Source organism: Vibrio gallicus, assembly GCF_024346875.1.
In the GTDB taxonomy this organism is placed as follows: Bacteria; Pseudomonadota; Gammaproteobacteria; order Enterobacterales; family Vibrionaceae; genus Vibrio; species Vibrio gallicus.
Window position 1 is genome coordinate 2,244,749 of the sequence record NZ_AP024871.1, and the last position, 17,595, is coordinate 2,262,343.

Annotated in this window: 14 protein-coding genes and 4 tRNA genes; 3 read left to right on the forward strand and 15 right to left on the reverse strand. The window is 43.4% G+C overall.

The annotated features are described in order from the left end of the window. Positions 1-5 precede the first annotated feature (5 nt). Together rnr and nsrR are read right to left on the reverse strand one after the other, a co-directional pair. Positions 6-2,447, reverse strand: coding sequence for a ribonuclease R (rnr, locus tag OCU28_RS10470; RefSeq protein WP_261816121.1), 2,442 nt, complete (start codon positions 2,445-2,447; stop codon positions 6-8). A 93-nt stretch (positions 2,448-2,540) separates the two neighbouring features. Beyond that, the gene (nsrR, locus tag OCU28_RS10475) at positions 2,541-2,966 is read right to left on the reverse strand and encodes a nitric oxide-sensing transcriptional repressor NsrR (RefSeq protein WP_261816122.1); all 426 of its coding nucleotides are present in this window, start codon (positions 2,964-2,966) and stop codon (positions 2,541-2,543) included. 107 nt (positions 2,967-3,073) lie between these two features. On the opposite strand from nsrR, the gene hmpA reads away from it, so the two are divergent. Continuing rightward, positions 3,074-4,258 carry an NO-inducible flavohemoprotein gene (hmpA, locus tag OCU28_RS10480; protein WP_261816123.1) on the forward strand — a complete coding sequence of 395 codons (1,185 nt, stop codon included), beginning with the start codon at positions 3,074-3,076 and terminating at the stop codon, positions 4,256-4,258. Positions 4,259-4,309: 51 nt separating this feature from the next. On the opposite strand, the gene OCU28_RS10485 is transcribed toward hmpA, so the two are convergent. Next, positions 4,310-5,626, reverse strand: a complete 1,317-nt coding sequence (locus tag OCU28_RS10485; RefSeq protein WP_261816124.1) for an adenylosuccinate synthase — start codon at positions 5,624-5,626, stop codon at positions 4,310-4,312. A gap of 227 nt (positions 5,627-5,853) precedes the next feature. Between OCU28_RS10485 and OCU28_RS10490 the strand changes: the two genes are divergently transcribed. Next, positions 5,854-6,039 (forward strand): DUF2065 domain-containing protein, encoded by a 186-nt coding sequence (locus OCU28_RS10490; protein WP_261816125.1) that lies wholly within the window; start codon positions 5,854-5,856, stop codon positions 6,037-6,039. Positions 6,040-6,106: 67 nt separating this feature from the next. On the opposite strand, the gene hflC is transcribed toward OCU28_RS10490, so the two are convergent. The 8 genes from hflC to tsaE form a co-directional block, all read right to left on the reverse strand. Beyond that, entirely contained in the window at positions 6,107-7,093 is a 987-nt protein-coding gene (gene hflC / locus OCU28_RS10495) for a protease modulator HflC (protein WP_261816126.1), read from the reverse strand. Between the two features lie 2 nt (positions 7,094-7,095). Beyond that, the gene (hflK, locus tag OCU28_RS10500; RefSeq protein ID WP_261816127.1) at positions 7,096-8,298 is read right to left on the reverse strand and encodes an FtsH protease activity modulator HflK; all 1,203 of its coding nucleotides are present in this window, start codon (positions 8,296-8,298) and stop codon (positions 7,096-7,098) included. Positions 8,299-8,343: 45 nt separating this feature from the next. Further along, positions 8,344-9,633, reverse strand: a complete 1,290-nt coding sequence (gene hflX / locus OCU28_RS10505; RefSeq protein ID WP_261816128.1) for a ribosome rescue GTPase HflX — start codon at positions 9,631-9,633, stop codon at positions 8,344-8,346. A 49-nt stretch (positions 9,634-9,682) separates the two neighbouring features. Next, positions 9,683-9,943: an RNA chaperone Hfq gene (gene hfq, locus OCU28_RS10510; protein ID WP_261816129.1), complete on the reverse strand. Its 261-nt coding sequence runs from the start codon at positions 9,941-9,943 to the stop codon at positions 9,683-9,685. A gap of 376 nt (positions 9,944-10,319) precedes the next feature. Further along, on the reverse strand, positions 10,320-11,252 hold the full coding sequence (gene miaA / locus OCU28_RS10515; RefSeq protein WP_261816130.1) for a tRNA (adenosine(37)-N6)-dimethylallyltransferase MiaA: 933 nt from the start codon (positions 11,250-11,252) through the stop codon (positions 10,320-10,322). Then, positions 11,245-13,161, reverse strand: a complete 1,917-nt coding sequence (mutL, locus tag OCU28_RS10520) for a DNA mismatch repair endonuclease MutL (protein ID WP_261816131.1) — start codon at positions 13,159-13,161, stop codon at positions 11,245-11,247. The genes miaA and mutL overlap by 8 nt, the downstream gene beginning before the upstream one ends. After that, on the reverse strand, positions 13,158-14,807 hold the full coding sequence (locus tag OCU28_RS10525) for an N-acetylmuramoyl-L-alanine amidase (protein WP_261817480.1): 1,650 nt from the start codon (positions 14,805-14,807) through the stop codon (positions 13,158-13,160). The genes mutL and OCU28_RS10525 overlap by 4 nt, the downstream gene beginning before the upstream one ends. A 20-nt stretch (positions 14,808-14,827) precedes the next feature. Further along, positions 14,828-15,292 (reverse strand): tRNA (adenosine(37)-N6)-threonylcarbamoyltransferase complex ATPase subunit type 1 TsaE, encoded by a 465-nt coding sequence (gene tsaE, locus OCU28_RS10530; RefSeq protein ID WP_261816132.1) that lies wholly within the window; start codon positions 15,290-15,292, stop codon positions 14,828-14,830. Between the two features lie 176 nt (positions 15,293-15,468). On the opposite strand from tsaE, the gene queG reads away from it, so the two are divergent. Further along, complete coding sequence (queG, locus tag OCU28_RS10535; protein WP_261816133.1) at positions 15,469-16,599, forward strand: tRNA epoxyqueuosine(34) reductase QueG; 1,131 nt, start codon at positions 15,469-15,471, stop codon at positions 16,597-16,599. Positions 16,600-17,076: 477 nt separating this feature from the next. Here the strand turns inward: queG and OCU28_RS10540 are convergent. The 4 genes from OCU28_RS10540 to OCU28_RS10555 form a co-directional block, all read right to left on the reverse strand. Beyond that, positions 17,077-17,152 (reverse strand) — tRNA-Gly (locus OCU28_RS10540). A 49-nt stretch (positions 17,153-17,201) separates the two neighbouring features. Continuing rightward, a tRNA-Met gene (locus tag OCU28_RS10545) sits at positions 17,202-17,278 on the reverse strand. A gap of 58 nt (positions 17,279-17,336) precedes the next feature. Next, positions 17,337-17,412, reverse strand: a tRNA-Gly gene (locus tag OCU28_RS10550). Between the two features lie 49 nt (positions 17,413-17,461). Next, positions 17,462-17,538: transfer RNA gene (locus OCU28_RS10555), tRNA-Met, on the reverse strand. Between the last annotated feature and the right edge of the window lie 57 nt (positions 17,539-17,595).

The following is a 17,595-nucleotide window of genomic DNA, read 5'->3' on the forward strand; positions in this document are numbered from 1 at the left end:
TTCTCTTACTTCTTGTTGCTGCGAGACTTGTTGTTGCTTGCTCGTGATTTTGCATTACGCGCTTTATCGCCCTTAGGCTTCTTAGGCTTCTTAGGCTTGCTCGGCTTATCAGCGCTGCCATCAGGGCGCACAGTCGGCTCAATCATAGCCTTGGCTTTGCCACCCTTCGCACTAGCCTGCTTTTTAGTACTTTCAGCTATGCGCTTCTTAGAGGTCTTACCTTTGCCTCTTGGTACTCGCTGGCTACCGGCTATTTCAAAGTCTATCTGCTTGTCATTCAGATTAACGGCTAAAACCTTAACCTTAACTTGGTCACCTAAACGATAGATCTGTCCTGAACTTTCACCGACCAAGCGCTGACCAACACCATCAAAACGGTAATAGTCATTCGCTAATGATGAGATATGAACTAAACCATCTATATGCAGATCGCTCAAGCGAACAAAGAAGCCAAATGCAGTTACATTGGCAATAACCCCTTGTAACTCTTCACCAACATGGTCTTGCATGTACTCACACTTGAGCCAATCAGCAACATCTCGTGTGGCATCATCAGCGCGTCGCTCTGTCATCGAACACTGCTCACCATACACATCCATATCATCAAATGAATAATGGTATCCGCCAGTTGGGGTCCAGATATCTTGATTCTGCCCCTCTTGCTTCGCGATTAAATACTTAATAGCACGGTGTAGCAGAAGGTCAGGATAACGTCGAATCGGTGATGTAAAGTGAGCGTAACGTTTTAAGGCTAAGCCAAAGTGACCGGCATTGTCTGGATTATACACCGCTTGTTTCATTGAACGCAGCAACATAGTCTGGATCAGTTCTTTATCCGGACGCTCACGTACCAATGCCATCAAGTCAGCATAGTCAGTTGGAGATGGCTCCAATCCACCGTTAAGGAATAAACCAAGCTCACCAAGGAAGTCTTTAAAGCCCGTTAAGCGTTCTTCACCTGGCGATTCATGGATACGATACAAGGCCGGCTCTTTGGATTTTTCTACCAAAGATGCAGAAGCAATATTGGCCAGTATCATGCATTCTTCAATTAATTTATGGGCATCGTTTCGAATTACAGGCTCAATACGATCAATCTTGCGCTCGGCATTAAAGATAAACTTGGTTTCGACTGTTTCAAACTCTATTGCTCCACGCTTATCACGCGACTGCTTTAGAGCCTGATACATGTTATGTAATTCTTGCAGATGCGGTACAACGCTCTGATAGCGCTCTGTTAGCTCTTTGTCGCCATTTAAGATGTCATTTACCTTGGTATAGGTAAGTCGAGCATGAGAGTTCATTACCGCTTCGTAGTGCTTATAGCCCGAGAGCTTGCCACTATCAGAAACGGTCATTTCGCATACCATACATAAACGGTCAACCTGAGGATTTAGTGAGCACAGTCCATTGGAAAGCACTTCAGGTAGCATAGGGACAACTTGTGAAGGGAAGTAAACAGAGTTGCCTCGGTTAATCGCTTCTTTATCTAAAGCTGAATTAGGACGTACATAATAGCTTACATCGGCGATTGCCACCCAAAGACGCCATCCACCAGTCTTCTTGCGTTCACAATACACTGCGTCATCAAAATCTCGAGCATCTTCGCCATCGATGGTCACCAATGGTAATTGACGTAAATCAACACGGCCGACCTTAGCCTCTTCTGGCACTTCTTCAGCTAAACCAGAGACCTGCTTAGTTACTTCTTGTGGCCACTCATTTGGGATCTGGTGGGTTTTTATGGCGATTTGAGTTTCCATTCCAGGCGCAAGATTCTCACCTAAAACTTCAACGACCTTACCCGACATACCACGAGAGCGATTGCCACGATCAGTAAGTTCGATAACCACAACATTGCCCATACGAGCCCCTGAGCGATCGGCTTCAGGGATCAAGATATCATGGTGAATTCGAGAGTCATCAGGAACAACATAAGCATGACCGAACTCCAAAAAGAAGCGACCTACAATCTGAGTGCTCTGCTCTTCTAGAACTCGAACAATACGACCTTCTTTGCGTCCACGTTTATCCGTACCAGCTTCTTGAACTAATACATAGTCACCATGGATAACATTGCGCATTTGATGGAACGGAAGCACTAGGTCTTTATCTCGACCAATCACCCCTTCAGGGCGAACCCAACCATAGCCATCTTTGTGACCTATGATATGGCCTTTGATCATTTCTAGTTTTTCAGGCACCGCAAAGCATTGTCTGCGGGTAAAGACCAATTGCCCATCGCGCAACATCGCATTTAGGCGACGTCTTAAACCTTCATATTGATCTTCTCCTTTCAGCTCAAGGGCTGCAAAAAGATCATTACGGTTCATTGGGGCTCCAGCATTTTGCAAGAAATTGAGAATAAACTCCCTACTTGGTACTGGATTGGCGTAATTTTCAGCTTCACGCTTTGCGTGAGGATCGCGTTCGAATGATTCGGACATGAGTGAACTCGTTAACTGAGGCGGTTACATCTAGTATATTCTAGTCACCGCCAACAAGGGAAAAATGCTTAAAAATTAGTAATTAAATTAAGCTCAAGGTTTAGATAGTAAGATCAGCAGGTCACTATTTTCGTCAAGCAACTCATCAAGATGACACTTATCCAATTCGGCTAAAAATGCTTCTTTTGCATTATGTAGATAAGACTTTAGCCGACAAGCCGGTGTTATGTGGCAAAACTCTGGAGAGCAGTTGATCACTTGCAATGGTTCTAATTCACGTACCACCGATCCGATATTGATTTGACTCGCTGTTTGCTTAAGGCGAATACCACCATTCTTACCACGAATAGTTTCAATGAAGCCCTTTTGACCAAGCTTATTTACAATCTTAACCATATGGTTTCGAGAGATATCAAACACCTCACTTACCTGAGTAATATTGGTCAATTCACCTTTTTTTAGGGCAGCTAGATAAATCAATGTTCGTATTGCGTAATCGGTAAAACTGGTAATTTGCATCTATTCTCTCCCTTATCAACGCTATTCTAATTCTTTTGTTGACTTTAGGATACATTTTATAGAGATTATAAGGTATACATTAAATACACCTTTACGGAATGAAGCTTATGTTATCTCAATCAACTATTGATATCGTCAAGGCAACAGCTCCAGTTGTTGCTCAAACAGGCCCAGCTCTAACTGCGCATTTCTATGATCGCATGTTTTCTCACAATCCCGAGCTCAAGGACATTTTTAACATGAGCAACCAGCGTAACGGTGACCAACGTGAAGCGTTATTCAACGCTATATGCGGTTACGCTGCTAACATTGAAAACATTGAAGCCCTGCTGCCTGTAGTCGAAAAAATTGCGCAAAAACATACAAGTTTTATGATTACCGCCGAGCAATACCAAATTGTTGGTGGTCACCTATTAGCGACTATTGATGAGCTACTTTCTCCTGGCCAAGACGTTCTTGATGCTTGGGGTGAAGCCTATGGCTTACTCGCTGACATCTTCATTCAAAGAGAAGAACAAATTTACCAAAGCATTGAATCTGATACTGGCGGCTGGCGTGGACTAAGAGAATTTAAGGTTGTCGAAAAACAACAACAAAGCTCTTTGATCACCAGCTTCGTATTCAAACCATGTGATAATAAGCCTGTTGTAGGCTTTAATCCTGGACAATACCTAGGTATCTATTTTGACAATGGTGAGTTTGACTACCAAGAAATCCGTCAATATAGCCTATCTTCAAAGCCTGAAACTGACTCTTATCGCATCTCTGTTAAGCGCGAAGGTGAGGGTTTAGTCTCCAACCATCTTCACAATTCAGTCAAGGTTGGCGATATAGTAAAACTTGCTCCACCCGCAGGTGACTTTTTCCTAGACCAACAAAGTGACAAGCCTGTAGTGCTGATATCCGCTGGTGTTGGACTTACGCCGACACTATCTATGCTTGAAACCCTTGCCGATAAAGAGCGAGCTGTTACTTGGTTACACGCTACAGAAAATGGTGAGCAACACGCATTCAAACAACATGTTTTAGATATCTGCCAAAGCCGAGGCGATTTTGAATACGCTACCTGGTACAACGCACCGTTAGCTCAAGACGTACCCGCTGAAGATTATCAACACCAAGGGCTTATAAACCTTAGTAAGCTCAATCACCAACAGCTCCCTAAAGATGCAGAAGTCTACTTCTGTGGTCCAGTAGCATTTATGCAAAGTGTTGCGAAGCAATTAACCGAACTCGGCTTTACTTCAAGCCAAATACATTATGAGTGTTTCGGTCCTCACAAAATCCTATAAAATAAAAAAACCGGCTTTAAAAGCCGGTTTTTTTTCATCTGCTCTAAAAAATTAAGAGCTAAATGGGTGTACCTTAATGATAGTTTCATTACGGTCAGGACCAGTAGAGATAATATCTATTGGTACACCAGTTAACTCTTCAATACGCTTAATGTAATCAAGAGCAGCTTGTGGAAGCGCATCAATTGATTTAGCACCAAAGGTATTTTCAGACCAACCTGGCATGGTTTCGTAGATAGGCGTTGCTTCTTCGAAAGCTTCTGCCGCCATTGGCGAAACTTCAAGAACAGAACCATCATTCATTTTATAACCAGTACAGATTTTCAGCTCTTCTAGACCGTCTAAAACGTCCAGTTTAGTTAAGCAAAAGCCTGACACTGAGTTAAGTTGTACTGCACGACGCATAGCAACTGCATCAAACCAACCTGTACGACGTAGACGACCGGTAGTTGCACCAAATTCATGGCCAACTTCACCTAGGTGTTTACCGATTGGATCTTGCTTCTCGATACCATCATACAATTCAGTAGGGAATGGACCAGAACCAACACGAGTACAGTATGCTTTCGCGATACCTAGAATATAACCGATATGACGTGGACCAAAACCAGAACCTGCAGCAACACCACCAGCGGTAGTATTCGAAGAGGTTACATATGGGTAAGTACCATGGTCAATATCTAGAAGTGTACCTTGAGCACCTTCAAACATGATCTTATCGCCACGCTTACGCGCTGCGTCTAGCTCATCAGTAACATCAATAACCATTGACGTTAATAGATCAGCGTAGCTCATTGCTTGTTCAAGTACTTCTTCGTAGCTAACAGCTTCAACTTTAAAGTAGTTAACTAGAGTAAAGTTGTGATATTCCACCACTTCTTTTAGCTTCTCTGCGAACGCTTGCTTATCAAAAAGATCGCCAACACGAAGACCACGACGAGAAACTTTGTCCTCGTAAGCAGGACCGATACCACGACCTGTAGTACCAATTGCTTTATTACCACGTGCTTTTTCGCGCGCTTGGTCTAGGGCAATATGATAAGGAAGAATTAAAGGACAAGCTTCTGAAATGAATAAACGCTCACTTACAGGAATGCCACGCTCTTCAAGAGGCCTCATTTCGTTCAGTAGAGCATCAGGAGAAAGAACTACGCCATTACCAATAATGCATTTAACATTATCGCGTAGAATACCTGATGGAATTAAGTGGAGAACGGTTTTTTCACCGTCAATAACTAGAGTGTGGCCTGCATTGTGACCGCCTTGGTAGCGAACCACATATTTTGCATCTTCAGTTAAAAGGTCAACGATCTTACCTTTACCTTCATCACCCCATTGAGTGCCTAAAACAACTACGTTATTTCCCATCTTTCCGTTCTGACTGGTAGTTAAAAAAGGATTCTAGCACTGAATCAAGTCTGATGCAGTCATTTTTTAATCAGAGTTTTGTATTTCAATGCACCTTTTCTAGGGTTAAATCAATAAAAATGCAATCTATTACTAGTCCGATAAAGCTAACCCTTTGTTTGCTATCCATTCCTTTACTAAAAATTCGCTGATACACTTGCTTCACGACTCACCCTCCTGGAACACCCATGTCGGAATCTATATGGCTAGCCATTGGACTAGTATTGCTCTTTGAAGGTATTGGTCCATTCATTGCACCCGATGGTTGGCGAAAAATGGTTGCCCAATTAAGTGCGCAACCCGATACACAATTACGTAGAATCGGTGGCTGCTTAGTCGTCGCTGGCATAGTTATCATCACCATGATGGGCTAGCTAAGCCAATATTAGACAAAAAAAAGGACTCTAGATTAGAGTCCTTTTTCGTTGTATCAATCCAAAGTTACTTCGCTTTTGGAAGTTTACCTTCAGAGTCATTCATAAAGCGGAAGAAATCACTCTTAGGATCGAGAACCATAATGTCCCCTTTCTCAGAGAATGATCTTTCATACGCTTTTAGCGAACGAATGAAGCTATAGAACTCAGGGTCTTTACTATACGATTCTGAATAGATTTTCGCTGCGCGAGCATCTGCTTCACCACGTGTAATTCGAGCCGTTCTATCCGCCTCCGCTAATAGAGTCGCAACTTCAAGATCCGCTTGTGCACGAATGATTTCAGCTTTTTCACGACCTTGTGAACGGTGTTTACGAGCAACACTTTCACGTTCAGCGCGCATACGACGGTAGATAGATTCACTGATTTCGTCTGGTAAGTTGATTTTCTTCATTCGGAAATCAACTACACGAACACCAAGGTCTTTAAATGCGCTCTTACGAGTGTCATTTAGTACCTCTTCCATAATCTTGTCACGCTCACCGTCAATCTCAACGGCTTGACGTGCTGCTTCAGATACAGTGTCATCAAGCTCTGATTCATCAGGTAGTACAGCTTCATTACGAGGACCAGAAACGATCTGCTTGATTTCTCTAGCACCAATCTCTGAACGTAATACATCCGTTACTTTACGCTCTAAGAGCGCTTGAGCTGTCAATGCGTTACCGCCACCTGTCGCAAGATAGTATTGACCGAAATCTTCGATACGCCACTTAACATACGAATCGATGATTACATCTTTTTTCTCTGATGTTACGAAGCGGTCAGCTCTACCATCCATAGTTTGAATGCGTGCATCAAGACGCTTCACACTATCAAACAAAGGCATTTTAAAGTGCAAACCAGGTTCGTAGATACGAGACATATCGTTCGTATCTTTCATGATTCGACCAAAGCGAACCACGATGCCGCGTTCCCCTTCTGGAATTACGAATAGTGACATCAACATTAGAGCAAGAGTAACTACTAATACTGGGATCATTAACTTACGCATTCTTAGTATCTCCCTTGACGGGTAGTAGTTGAACGATCTTGAGTTTGAGGCTGAGGCTCAGTTTTCGGCTTATCAGCATCTAGCACAATCTTGTCGTAGGCTGATGAAGATCGATTCGCTCGCTTAGTTGAATCACTCTTCTGCCCTGCTAGTTTATCCATTGGAAGATAAAGTAGGTTGCCGCTTGAATCAGAGTCAATTAGCACTTTAGATGTATTTGAATACACCTCTTCCATTGTATCTAGGTACAAGCGATTGCGAGTTACTTTAGGCGCTGCTTCATACTCAGGAAGGAGTTTTTCAAACTGCGCTACTTGACCTTGAGCTTCATTAACTACGCGCTCACTGTAACCCAAAGCTTCTTTCTTCAGACGTTCTGAACGACCAGTCGCTTTTGGTAAGATTTCATTTTTATACGCTTCCGCTTCACGGATGAAACGCTCTTCATCTTCTCGCGCTGCGATTGCATCATCAAATGAGTCTTTAACTTGCTCCGGTGGACGAGCAGATTGGAAGTTAACATCCACAATCTGAATCCCCATATCATAATTATCAATGATACGATTTAGAGTCACCTGAGTACTTTGACGAATTTGCTGACGGCCACTGGTTAGAATGCTGTCCATCAAAGAGTCGCCAATAACTGCTCGCAGTGCTGAGTCGGTTGCTTGACGCAAGCTATCATCAGCATTGGTTACACGATAAAGATATTTGTACGGATCAGAGATTCGATACTGCACACCCATACCAACCGTTACTACGTTTTCATCTTTCGTTAACATCAAGCCAGAAGCTTGAAGTGCACGAATTGCTTCAACGTTAACTGTTGTCACTTCATCAACAAAGCGTGGACGCCAGTTCAGACCAGGATCAACAACGCGGTCATACTTACCTAATCGCAAGACAACACCACGCTCTGCTTCACCTACGGTATAGAAACCTGACGCGCCCCATACAACGACAGCAATCAGCGCAATCAGGCCAAACCCGATAGCACCACCACCGTTCATTGATGAACCGCCACTGCGTTTTCCACCACCAAACTTACCACTGAGCTTTTGACTCAGTTTACTAAATACTTCATCCAAATCAGGTGGCCCTTGATTGCGACCTCCTGAATTTTGATTGCCGCGATCATTGTTTCCCCAAGGATCATTATCACGGCCATTGTTTCCGTTGTTATTTCCAGGCTCGTTCCACGCCATTAGAAAACTCCATCACTAGATATGACGTTATAAAGTAGCAGTCTTTCAAACGACGATAAAGTCGTCCAACTGCACTTCTTCTCTCTTTTGCAACCTAGCCCAATCGGCTTGTTGCATCCGAATATCAATCAATAAATTGCCTTCAGTATCATACTCTTCTTGGCGAATCGATTTCATGCTGAACAACACACTTCGCAACCTTCCTTGCACAAGAGGTGGGATACACAGCTTATATTCTACCATTTGACCTGCTAAACGCTCAGTCAATGCTTGGAATAATAGCTCGATACCCTCGCCTTCCATTGCTGACACCCATACCCTAAGAGGCACACCTTCTTCATCGTAGTCGATACGAGGTGAAGCGCCTTCTAGGTTATCAATCTTGTTCATGACCAGTAGAGTAGGTACTTCATGAGCATCGATCTCTTCAAGTACGATATCTACCGCCTGCACATTCTCCCTGAAACGCTCATCACTCGCATCTATAACATGTAACAAGATGTCTGCTTCCTGAGTTTCTTGCAAGGTTGCCTTAAATGCAGCAACAAGATCATGGGGAAGGTGTCGAATAAAACCAACCGTATCAGCCAATATTGCTAAACCAACATCATCTAACTCTATCTTACGTAAAGTAGGGTCAAGGGTAGCAAATAACTGATCCGCCGCGTAAACACTAGACTCAGTAATGAGATTGAACAGTGTTGATTTGCCAGCATTGGTATAGCCAACTAAAGACAGTGTAGGTATTTCAGCACGCTTACGAGCACGACGCCCTTGTTCGCGCTGCTTAGCTACACGGTCTAATCGACGTAGTATCGCTTTAATACGGTCACGCAATAAACGCCTATCGGTTTCTAGCTGTGTCTCACCAGGACCACGAAGGCCGATGCCCCCTTTTTGGCGCTCAAGGTGAGTCCAACCTCGAATTAATCGAGTAGAAAGATGACGAAGCTGCGCTAACTCGACCTGAAGTTTACCTTCATGAGTTCTGGCACGCTGAGCAAAAATATCGAGAATAAGACCAGTTCGGTCTAATACTCTACATTTACAAAGCTGTTCTAGGTTACGTTCTTGGGCAGGAGAAAGGGAGTGATTGAAGATTACGATTTGAGCATCAGTCTGTTGCACAACATCTGCAATTTCCTGAGCCTTCCCCTCACCAACGTAGTATTTATGGTGAGGTGATTGTCGACTTCCAGTCACGGTTTGCAGGTTGGTTACACCAGCAGAAGAGACTAGCATCTCAAACTCTGCTAAATCTTCCCATTCCCCTTCTTGCGTAAAGTTTATATGAACAAGTATCGCCTGTTCACCTGATTCATACCGGTCAAACAAGCGATAGACTCCTTACATAATACCTTAGGTTTTTAAGTAAATTTTTCAATTATTCTTCTGGTTTATCTTGAGGGCGATCAGCTCGCTCGTTGGCTGTGTGATGCGTTACTGCACGAGCAGGAACGACTGTCGAAATAGCATGCTTATAAACCATTTGGTTTACAGTGTTCTTCAACAAAATGACGAATTGGTCAAAAGACTCAATTTGACCTTGTAACTTGATGCCATTGACTAAATAAATTGAAACCGGCACTCGCTCACGACGCAGTGCGTTCAAAAACGGGTCTTGTAAAGATTGCCCCTTTGCCATTGTTATTTTCCTTTTTTTGTTTGTTATTGTGATTTTTAGCAATCGACAGCAATAAGTGAAATATTTATGCATCCAAGCTAAATAAAACAACACCTGTAGTGTATTACGATCCGTGTCCAGGTATTGTTAATGCAACACATTCTTATTATATACCTAACTAACATCAAGATACTAGATTGAGAGTAACTCCCCAATACTTGAGCTACGGAAAACCACTCAATAAATACCTATTTATTTCTTATGCTTAGCCAATAAACTCAACGATTTCGGTTAGGGCTAGGTTTGGTTCAGTAAAGTGATTAACGCTGCACTTTTTATGACACTTGATGATTATACAAAAATGTCATATTGAAGTTTACATAAATACTCTAAAAACTTAATCTGAGTCGATGATATCGGAGATTATCTCAACTCCTTGTCCAATATTCTCACTATCTAACCAAGTCAAATCCTTCCAACTTCTCAACCAAGTTATCTGACGCTTGGCTAACTGTCTAGTAGCACAAACCCCTTTAAATATTGCTTCATCAAAGCTGTACTCTCCATCAAGATACTCCCACATCTGGCGATATCCGACACATCGAATAGCGGGAAGATCGGCATGTAGGTCTGGACGCTTATAAAGCTTCTTCACTTCCTGTTCAAATCCAGCTTCTACCATATTTTCATATCGAAGTTCTATCCGGCGGTGCAGCTCGGAACGCTCTTTAGGTGCAATAGCGAATTGCTTTACGCGGTAAGGAATTGGCTCACCTTTTTGCTTGGTAAGCTCGGTCAACGATTTACCCGAGATTCGATACACCTCAAGTGCACGCGATAGTCGCTGAGGATCATTTGGATGAATTCTTTGTGCTGATACTGGGTCTACCTGCTTTAGCTCATCATGCAAAGCCTGCCAGCCTTTATCTACAGCTTCTTTTTCTATCTGCTGTCTAATCATTGGGTCTGCTGCTGGAAGAGGAGATAAGCCTTCCAATAGCGCCTTATAATAAAGCATGGTTCCACCAACCAGCATCGGTATCTTACCTTGAGCGGTTATCTCTTCCATTTGAGCTAATGCATCTCTACGAAAATCAGCTGCTGAGTACGATTCGCTTGGGTCCAATATATCGATCAATCGGTGTGGGGCTGCAATCTGCTCTGCCGCCGAAGGCTTGGCGGTACCTATATCCATCCCTTTATATATAAGGGCTGAATCTACACTGATTAATTCAATAGGAAAGCGTTGGCGAAGACGAATCGCGAGCTCTGTTTTTCCTGAAGCGGTTGGCCCCATTAAGAAGATAGCCAGTGGCCATTTATCATTCATGTGTAAATGCTTTTATTTGGGTGGAAAAATCCACGGTTTGAATAAGTGTATTATCGCTCAAATCGAGGCTTTGTGCAGAAGCACCTTCAAGTTCAGACATCAATTGTACCGCCTCAGAGAGGGTATAAGATTTTTCGCTATCAGCAATCTGTTCGGCAATCCAACCTGATAGCTGATTCGAGTTTAGAGAAGACTCGTTTGCCAGTCGTAACAGCAATGCCGAGAACAGCGCTTGCAGGTTTTGATTGCGAAGAGGTTGAGGCACCGCCATCACCATAACTCGGGAATTAGACTTGAACATCAACTGAATGGCAAAGCGCTGTAGTACAGCCGCATTTTGCTTTAAATAGCAAATCTCAGATTCATCAACCTTTAATGCCAATGGAATCAACAAGGGCTGAGAAATAAGCTCTCGATCTGCAACACTAAGCTGTCGTTGCAGTTTTAGAACTTGAGCACGAGCCAAGTTGAGCAATGCAGGCCCTACATCCGTTTGTAACAGTAAATATCGGTCACTTACAATAGATAGGGCCTTCCCAAGCTTGTGCGCTTTAAGGGCAGTTTGCGGATTATCTACCGTTAGTAGCTCTTGATACAACCTTGTATCTTGTGCCGTAATCGCTTTATTTGGCTCACTCTTAGGCTGAGAACGTACAGGCTTTGAATACGAGGAGGCAGGCTCATCAGAGACCCCCTTAGAGGAATAGCCTGCCGCATTGGGATATGCCGAAGCATGGCGAATCGCACTCGCCTCTCGTTGTTGTCTATCGGGCGGTGAGTAACCTATGTTGGGTTCTGCTGGTACTGATTTTACTAGTGCATCGTCAGTTGCCGTGCGGCGGTCTACTGCAGAAGGTGGCGTTACCGCAAATGCACTATCACGACGAGAATCAGTCGCTATCGTCTGATCTATTTGTCGCAATGCATCTATCAGGGTTTGATGAATAAAGTCATGTACCAGCCTAGCCTGATGGAATCTAACCTCATGCTTTGCAGGATGCACATTCACATCAACTTGGTGGGGATCTATCTCAATAAACAATACATACGCAGCATATTGCTCAGGACGCAACGACAGCTGATAACACTGCCTAATAGCATGATTGATCAGCTTATCTTTCATCATACGGCCGTTTACATAACAGTATTGCAGGTCACTCTGCATGCGAGCTCCCTGCGGACTGGTAATCCAACCACTGAGTTTTAATCCTTGATGTTCCAGTTCGACTCGCAACATATGGCGAGCAAAAGCTGTGCCGCAAACAGATTGCACACGCTTTTCCCATTGCGCTTCCGATTTTGCTGCTCGGTACTGCTTTATCATCTTACCGTTATGGCGAAGATTGATAGTAATATCAAATCGGCTCAGAGCAATACGCTTAAGTAACTCTTCAATATGAGCAAACTCGGTTTTCTCTGTGCGTAAGAACTTACGCCGAGCTGGGGTATTAAAAAATAGGTCAAGCACCTCTACTGTCGACCCCACAGGATGAGCGGTAGGCTGCAGCTTAACTTGCATCTCCCGGCCCTCAGAGTAGGCAGACCATGCTTGCTCTTGGGTTGGTGTTCTTGAGGTAAGTGTTAACCTAGAAACCGAGCTAATACTCGCCAAGGCTTCACCTCGAAACCCAAGACTCAGTATCGCTTCAAGATCATCCAGACTCTTTATTTTTGAGGTTGCATGACGACTTAATGCTAATTCCAGCTCCTGCTTGGCAATGCCTTTACCATTGTCACGCACGCGAATAAGCTTGCTGCCCCCTTTTTCGATATCAATATCAATTCGGGTAGCACCAGCATCAATACTGTTTTCAACCAACTCCTTAACTACCGAAGCTGGTCGTTCAACAACCTCACCTGCTGCTATTTGGTTGGCTAGGCGAGCAGGTAATATGCTTATTTCTGTCATTTATTTGGGATTATCAAGGTTTGTCCAATCGCCAATGCATCCGAACGCAGGTTATTTGCTTTGCGGATACTGCTAACACTCACATTGTACTTAGATGCAATCTTTCCTAAAAATTCACCACGAGCCACCTTGTGCCGGCGCAGTGGGGCATCTTTTACCGCTACCGTAATTTTGAGTTTCTGACCGACTTTTAGCGTGTCTGATTTTAGGTTGTTCTCTCGTCTAATCGATGAGACTGATACCTTATAGTGACTGGCGATCTTCCCAAGAAACTCACCAGAGCGAACCACATGCGTAAGCAACTGCGTCTCTACCGTGTTCAGGGTTGAGGTCGAGCGAGATGGGATATCTAATTGCTGCCCAACTCGAACATGGTCAGATTTTAAGTTATTGGCTTTTTTCAATGAACTCAACGAAGTACCATGATTTACCGCAATTCTAGACAGTGAATCCCCCCGTTTAACGATATAACTACCCGAACCTTGAGCTGATGTGTCAAAGCGGGTACTTTCTGGTGGATTGGCTTTTAAGTATTTAGTTACCGCCTTAGTTAGGGCACTGGCCAACTTATCTTGATACGAGCGCTGAGTGAGTAGCCTTTCCTCTACTGGATTAGAGATAAACCCAGTTTCTACCAATACTGATGGTATCTGTGGTTGACGCAACACCGCCAGACTTGCCTCTGCCGGCTTGCTTTTATGTAAGCGTGCCACTTTTTTAAGCTCTGACAGAATATCAATCGCTAACTTTTCACCTTCACGCTTCGAGTTAGTAAACTGAAGGTCGAGCAGGGTTTTATTGACTACCCTATCACTACGAGTGACTGTGGTTGTGCCACCTAAACGTTGTGATTGACGCTCGTGGTTTTCAACCCAACGTGCAATCTCAGTATTGGTTCTACGCTCATTTAAGAAGAACACTGACGCACCACGAGGTTGTGGCGAAGTAAAGGCATCCGCGTGTATCGAGATAAAGAGGTGTGCTTTATGCTTATCGGCAATCGCGATACGTTGGTCTAACGGTACATAATAGTTCCCTGTTCGAGTCAACTTGGTTTGAATACCCGGTACAGCCCCAAGACGCGCGGCTAATTTGGTAGCGATGCTTAAGGTAACGTTCTTCTCATATTTGGTAGAGGGGCCAATTGAACCTGGGTCTTTTCCGCCGTGACCTGGGTCGATAACAATCAATACATCTCTCTTGGCTTTAGAGTTTGTCTTTGATGTTACTGCCGGTTTAACAGCCGCTGTACTCTTAGACGACTTTGTAGAGGTTGCCGCAGGTAGATCAATAACCAGCCTATGCTGTGAACCATTCCCAGGGTCTAACTTAAACAGCTTAGGTGTCACCGCATTTTTCAATTCGAACACTAACCTAAATGATGATTTATTTGGCGCGCTGCTCTTTCGTATTTTGGTCAGTGTCGGGCTCTTAGTCACAAGCTTCGGTAACTTTGCTTTATTACGAGTATTCTTAAGATCAACGACTAAGCGAGGAGGATCTTGCAGGGTAAAGTAGCTAAAATCAGCTGAAGCAGATAGATCAATGACAGTACGGGTCTCAGTGTTGGAAGTAGAGACACGAATATTCTTGATTTCGTTTGCATGTACCGATGAGAAGAGCGTGGAAAATAAAAATACCACCAGTCCCCAGCAAAATTGATTCTTCAACTTAACTCCAAGTTCTCTAATAATCTTTGGCCTACGCCACTGTTTGCTTTTAGTGATGCTACTCGTCCGTCACCTTGATAGCGAATATCGATATCGATATCTGGACTTGGCAAAATACCCTGCCCTCTTTCCGGCCACTCGACAAGGCAGATTGCATCGCTAGTAAAATAATCACGAATTCCCATAAACTCTAGCTCTTCAGGATCAGCAAGGCGATACAAATCAAAATGATATACCTGCCATGGTTCTAGGTTATACGGTTCAACTAAGGTATAAGTCGGACTTTTCACATTTCCGTTATGGCCAAGTGACTGTATAAAACCACGACTAAATGTTGTTTTACCCGCACCGAGATCACCATGTAGATAAATTGTGGTCTGTTCAGTGCACAGCCCCGACAATTTAGTGCCTAGCTTTATAGTGTCTTGTTCGTCTTTAAGTTCGAAGATTTTATGGCTCATGATTTAAGAAAGCCTATGCTTAGCTATTAATATAATTTAACCATTATCTCAATTAGAAGACTTTTGTCGAGTAACCTACGATTTTTGGGTAGACTTCGCCTTCTAATTTCTTAGCCAAGCCTTGGTAAGCTTTACTAAGAATGAATACAAGTTAGTTGTTATTATTGAGTGTTACTATGGATTTGTGTCAATTAGCCGAAAAAATTAAGCTCTGGGGCCAAGAAATTGGCTTTCAGCAGGTAGGTATTACCGATACAGACCTATCAGATCACGATCAAGGCCTTAAAAACTGGTTAGAAAAAGGCTATCACGGTGATATGAGTTGGATGGAAAGAAATCACGATAAACGGATTCATCCTGAGGAACTTCATCCCGGTGCGATACGAGTTATCAGTGTTCGTTTAGATTACTTACCACCACAAGCTGGCTTTGCTAGTAATTTACAAGATACTGCTTCCGCCTACATCAGTCGCTACGCATTAGGGCGCGACTACCATAAGTTAATGCGTAATAAACTCAAACAGCTTGGACAGCATATCGAGGCCGAGCTCAATTCCAATCCAGAGTACCAAGCCCTCAATTACCGACCTTTCGTCGATTCCGCTCCAGTATTAGAAAGACCACTGGCAGAAAAAGCAGGCCTAGGATGGCGCGGAAAGCATTCGCTGCTTCTCAACAAAGATGCAGGATCTTGGTTTTTTCTTGGGGAACTATTAATTGCGTTACCTCTACCAATAGACTCACCCTCCGATGACAACTGCGGAAAATGCACAGCATGTCTCACCAGTTGCCCTACCGGAGCGATTGTAGAAGAAGGGGTTGTGGACGCAAGGCGCTGTATTTCTTACCTCACGATTGAATATGATGGTGTCATCGATGAACAACTCAGTAGCGCTATGGGTAATCGAATTTATGGTTGTGATGATTGCCAATTAGTCTGCCCTCATAATCGAATGGCAAGTCTTACCAAAATGGGAGACTTTCATCGAAGAGACACGTTATCAGATAGTAATTTCCTAACTCTATTGTCATGGAGTGAGCAACAGTTCTTAAAAAACTTTGAGGGATCAGCTATTCGAAGGATTGGGTATTTGCAATGGCTTAGGAATCTAACTATTGGCATTGGTAACGGCCCATACTCGTTTGAAGCTATCGAGGCTTTAGAAAGCCGCTTAGGGCTGGGCGAAGTGTTAGATGTACATATTCAGCAAGCATTACAAAAACTACATATTCAGAGACCTTCCCGGTCAACTAAAAAAGAACGCCTAATTCGAATAATCCAGAAAGGTCTGCCTAGAGACGCCTAGAGCTAGTGATATTAGCTAGATTTTACGGCCTTGAAGCCACGGTATAGAGGTTATTGGTGGTTATGCAGGAGATAATTATGCGTGAGGGGCGAATTATGTGGAAAAAAATTTCATACCGCTGCTTATATCTAAAGGTAATAAAGTTAAACACAACCTCTAGTTATGATAAAGATCAAAAAATGTGTAGATTATGATCCCACTCAGCACAGGGTAAGATCATGAATTTTCCGTCTAAGCCTAGGTATTTCAAAGCCTTAAACAATTCACTACATAAATAAATACTATTACTTTCAAATAGGATCTTGACAACAGATCGTTGCATTTATGATTAAAAATATTTTATCAACCAAGTTATCCACAGATGGCCAATTGTGGATAACACTGTGCATAATTTATTATTAACAGTAAATTAGGTAATAACTAGAATAATTTAATAGGGAATATAAGAGTAAAGGTTTGAGCTTGAGATAGGATATTTGGAGCGACACACGAGGTTCGAACTCGTGACCTCAACCTTGGCAAGGTTGCGCTCTACCAACTGAGCTAGTGTCGCATTCCGCAGATAACTCGATAATAGTAAAACTATCCAATCATCTTAAAATTGGTTGCGGGGGCCGGATTTGAACCGACGACCTTCGGGTTATGAGCCCGACGAGCTACCAAACTGCTCCACCCCGCGTCCGTATTGTCTCATCGTTAGGCACAATGATAAACCTGCTCTCTAATTAAAGAGAATTTGGAGCGACACACGAGGTTCGAACTCGTGACCTCAACCTTGGCAAGGTTGCGCTCTACCAACTGAGCTAGTGTCGCATTCCGCAGATAACTCGATAGTAGTAAAACCATCCAATCATCTTAAAATTGGTTGCGGGGGCCGGATTTGAACCGACGACCTTCGGGTTATGAGCCCGACGAGCTACCAAACTGCTCCACCCCGCGTCCGTATTGTCTCATCGTTAGGTACAATGATAAACCTGCTCTCTAATTAAAGAGAAT

Excerpts from the sequence above, each read along its gene's own strand:
- rnr (WP_261816121.1), bottom strand. The coding sequence starts at position 2,447 with ATGTCCGAATCATTCGAACGCGATCCTCACGCAAAGCGTGAAGCTGAA.
- nsrR (WP_261816122.1), bottom strand. The coding sequence starts at position 2,966 with ATGCAAATTACCAGTTTTACCGATTACGCAATACGAACATTGATTTAT.
- hmpA (WP_261816123.1), top strand. The coding sequence starts at position 3,074 with ATGTTATCTCAATCAACTATTGATATCGTCAAGGCAACAGCTCCAGTT.
- OCU28_RS10485 (WP_261816124.1), bottom strand. The coding sequence starts at position 5,626 with ATGGGAAATAACGTAGTTGTTTTAGGCACTCAATGGGGTGATGAAGGT.
- OCU28_RS10490 (WP_261816125.1), top strand. The coding sequence starts at position 5,854 with ATGTCGGAATCTATATGGCTAGCCATTGGACTAGTATTGCTCTTTGAA.
- hflC (WP_261816126.1), bottom strand. The coding sequence starts at position 7,093 with ATGCGTAAGTTAATGATCCCAGTATTAGTAGTTACTCTTGCTCTAATG.
- hflK (WP_261816127.1), bottom strand. The coding sequence starts at position 8,298 with ATGGCGTGGAACGAGCCTGGAAATAACAACGGAAACAATGGCCGTGAT.
- hfq (WP_261816129.1), bottom strand. The coding sequence starts at position 9,943 with ATGGCAAAGGGGCAATCTTTACAAGACCCGTTTTTGAACGCACTGCGT.
- miaA (WP_261816130.1), bottom strand. The coding sequence starts at position 11,252 with ATGAATGATAAATGGCCACTGGCTATCTTCTTAATGGGGCCAACCGCT.
- mutL (WP_261816131.1), bottom strand. The coding sequence starts at position 13,161 with ATGACAGAAATAAGCATATTACCTGCTCGCCTAGCCAACCAAATAGCA.
- tsaE (WP_261816132.1), bottom strand. The coding sequence starts at position 15,292 with ATGAGCCATAAAATCTTCGAACTTAAAGACGAACAAGACACTATAAAG.
- queG (WP_261816133.1), top strand. The coding sequence starts at position 15,469 with ATGGATTTGTGTCAATTAGCCGAAAAAATTAAGCTCTGGGGCCAAGAA.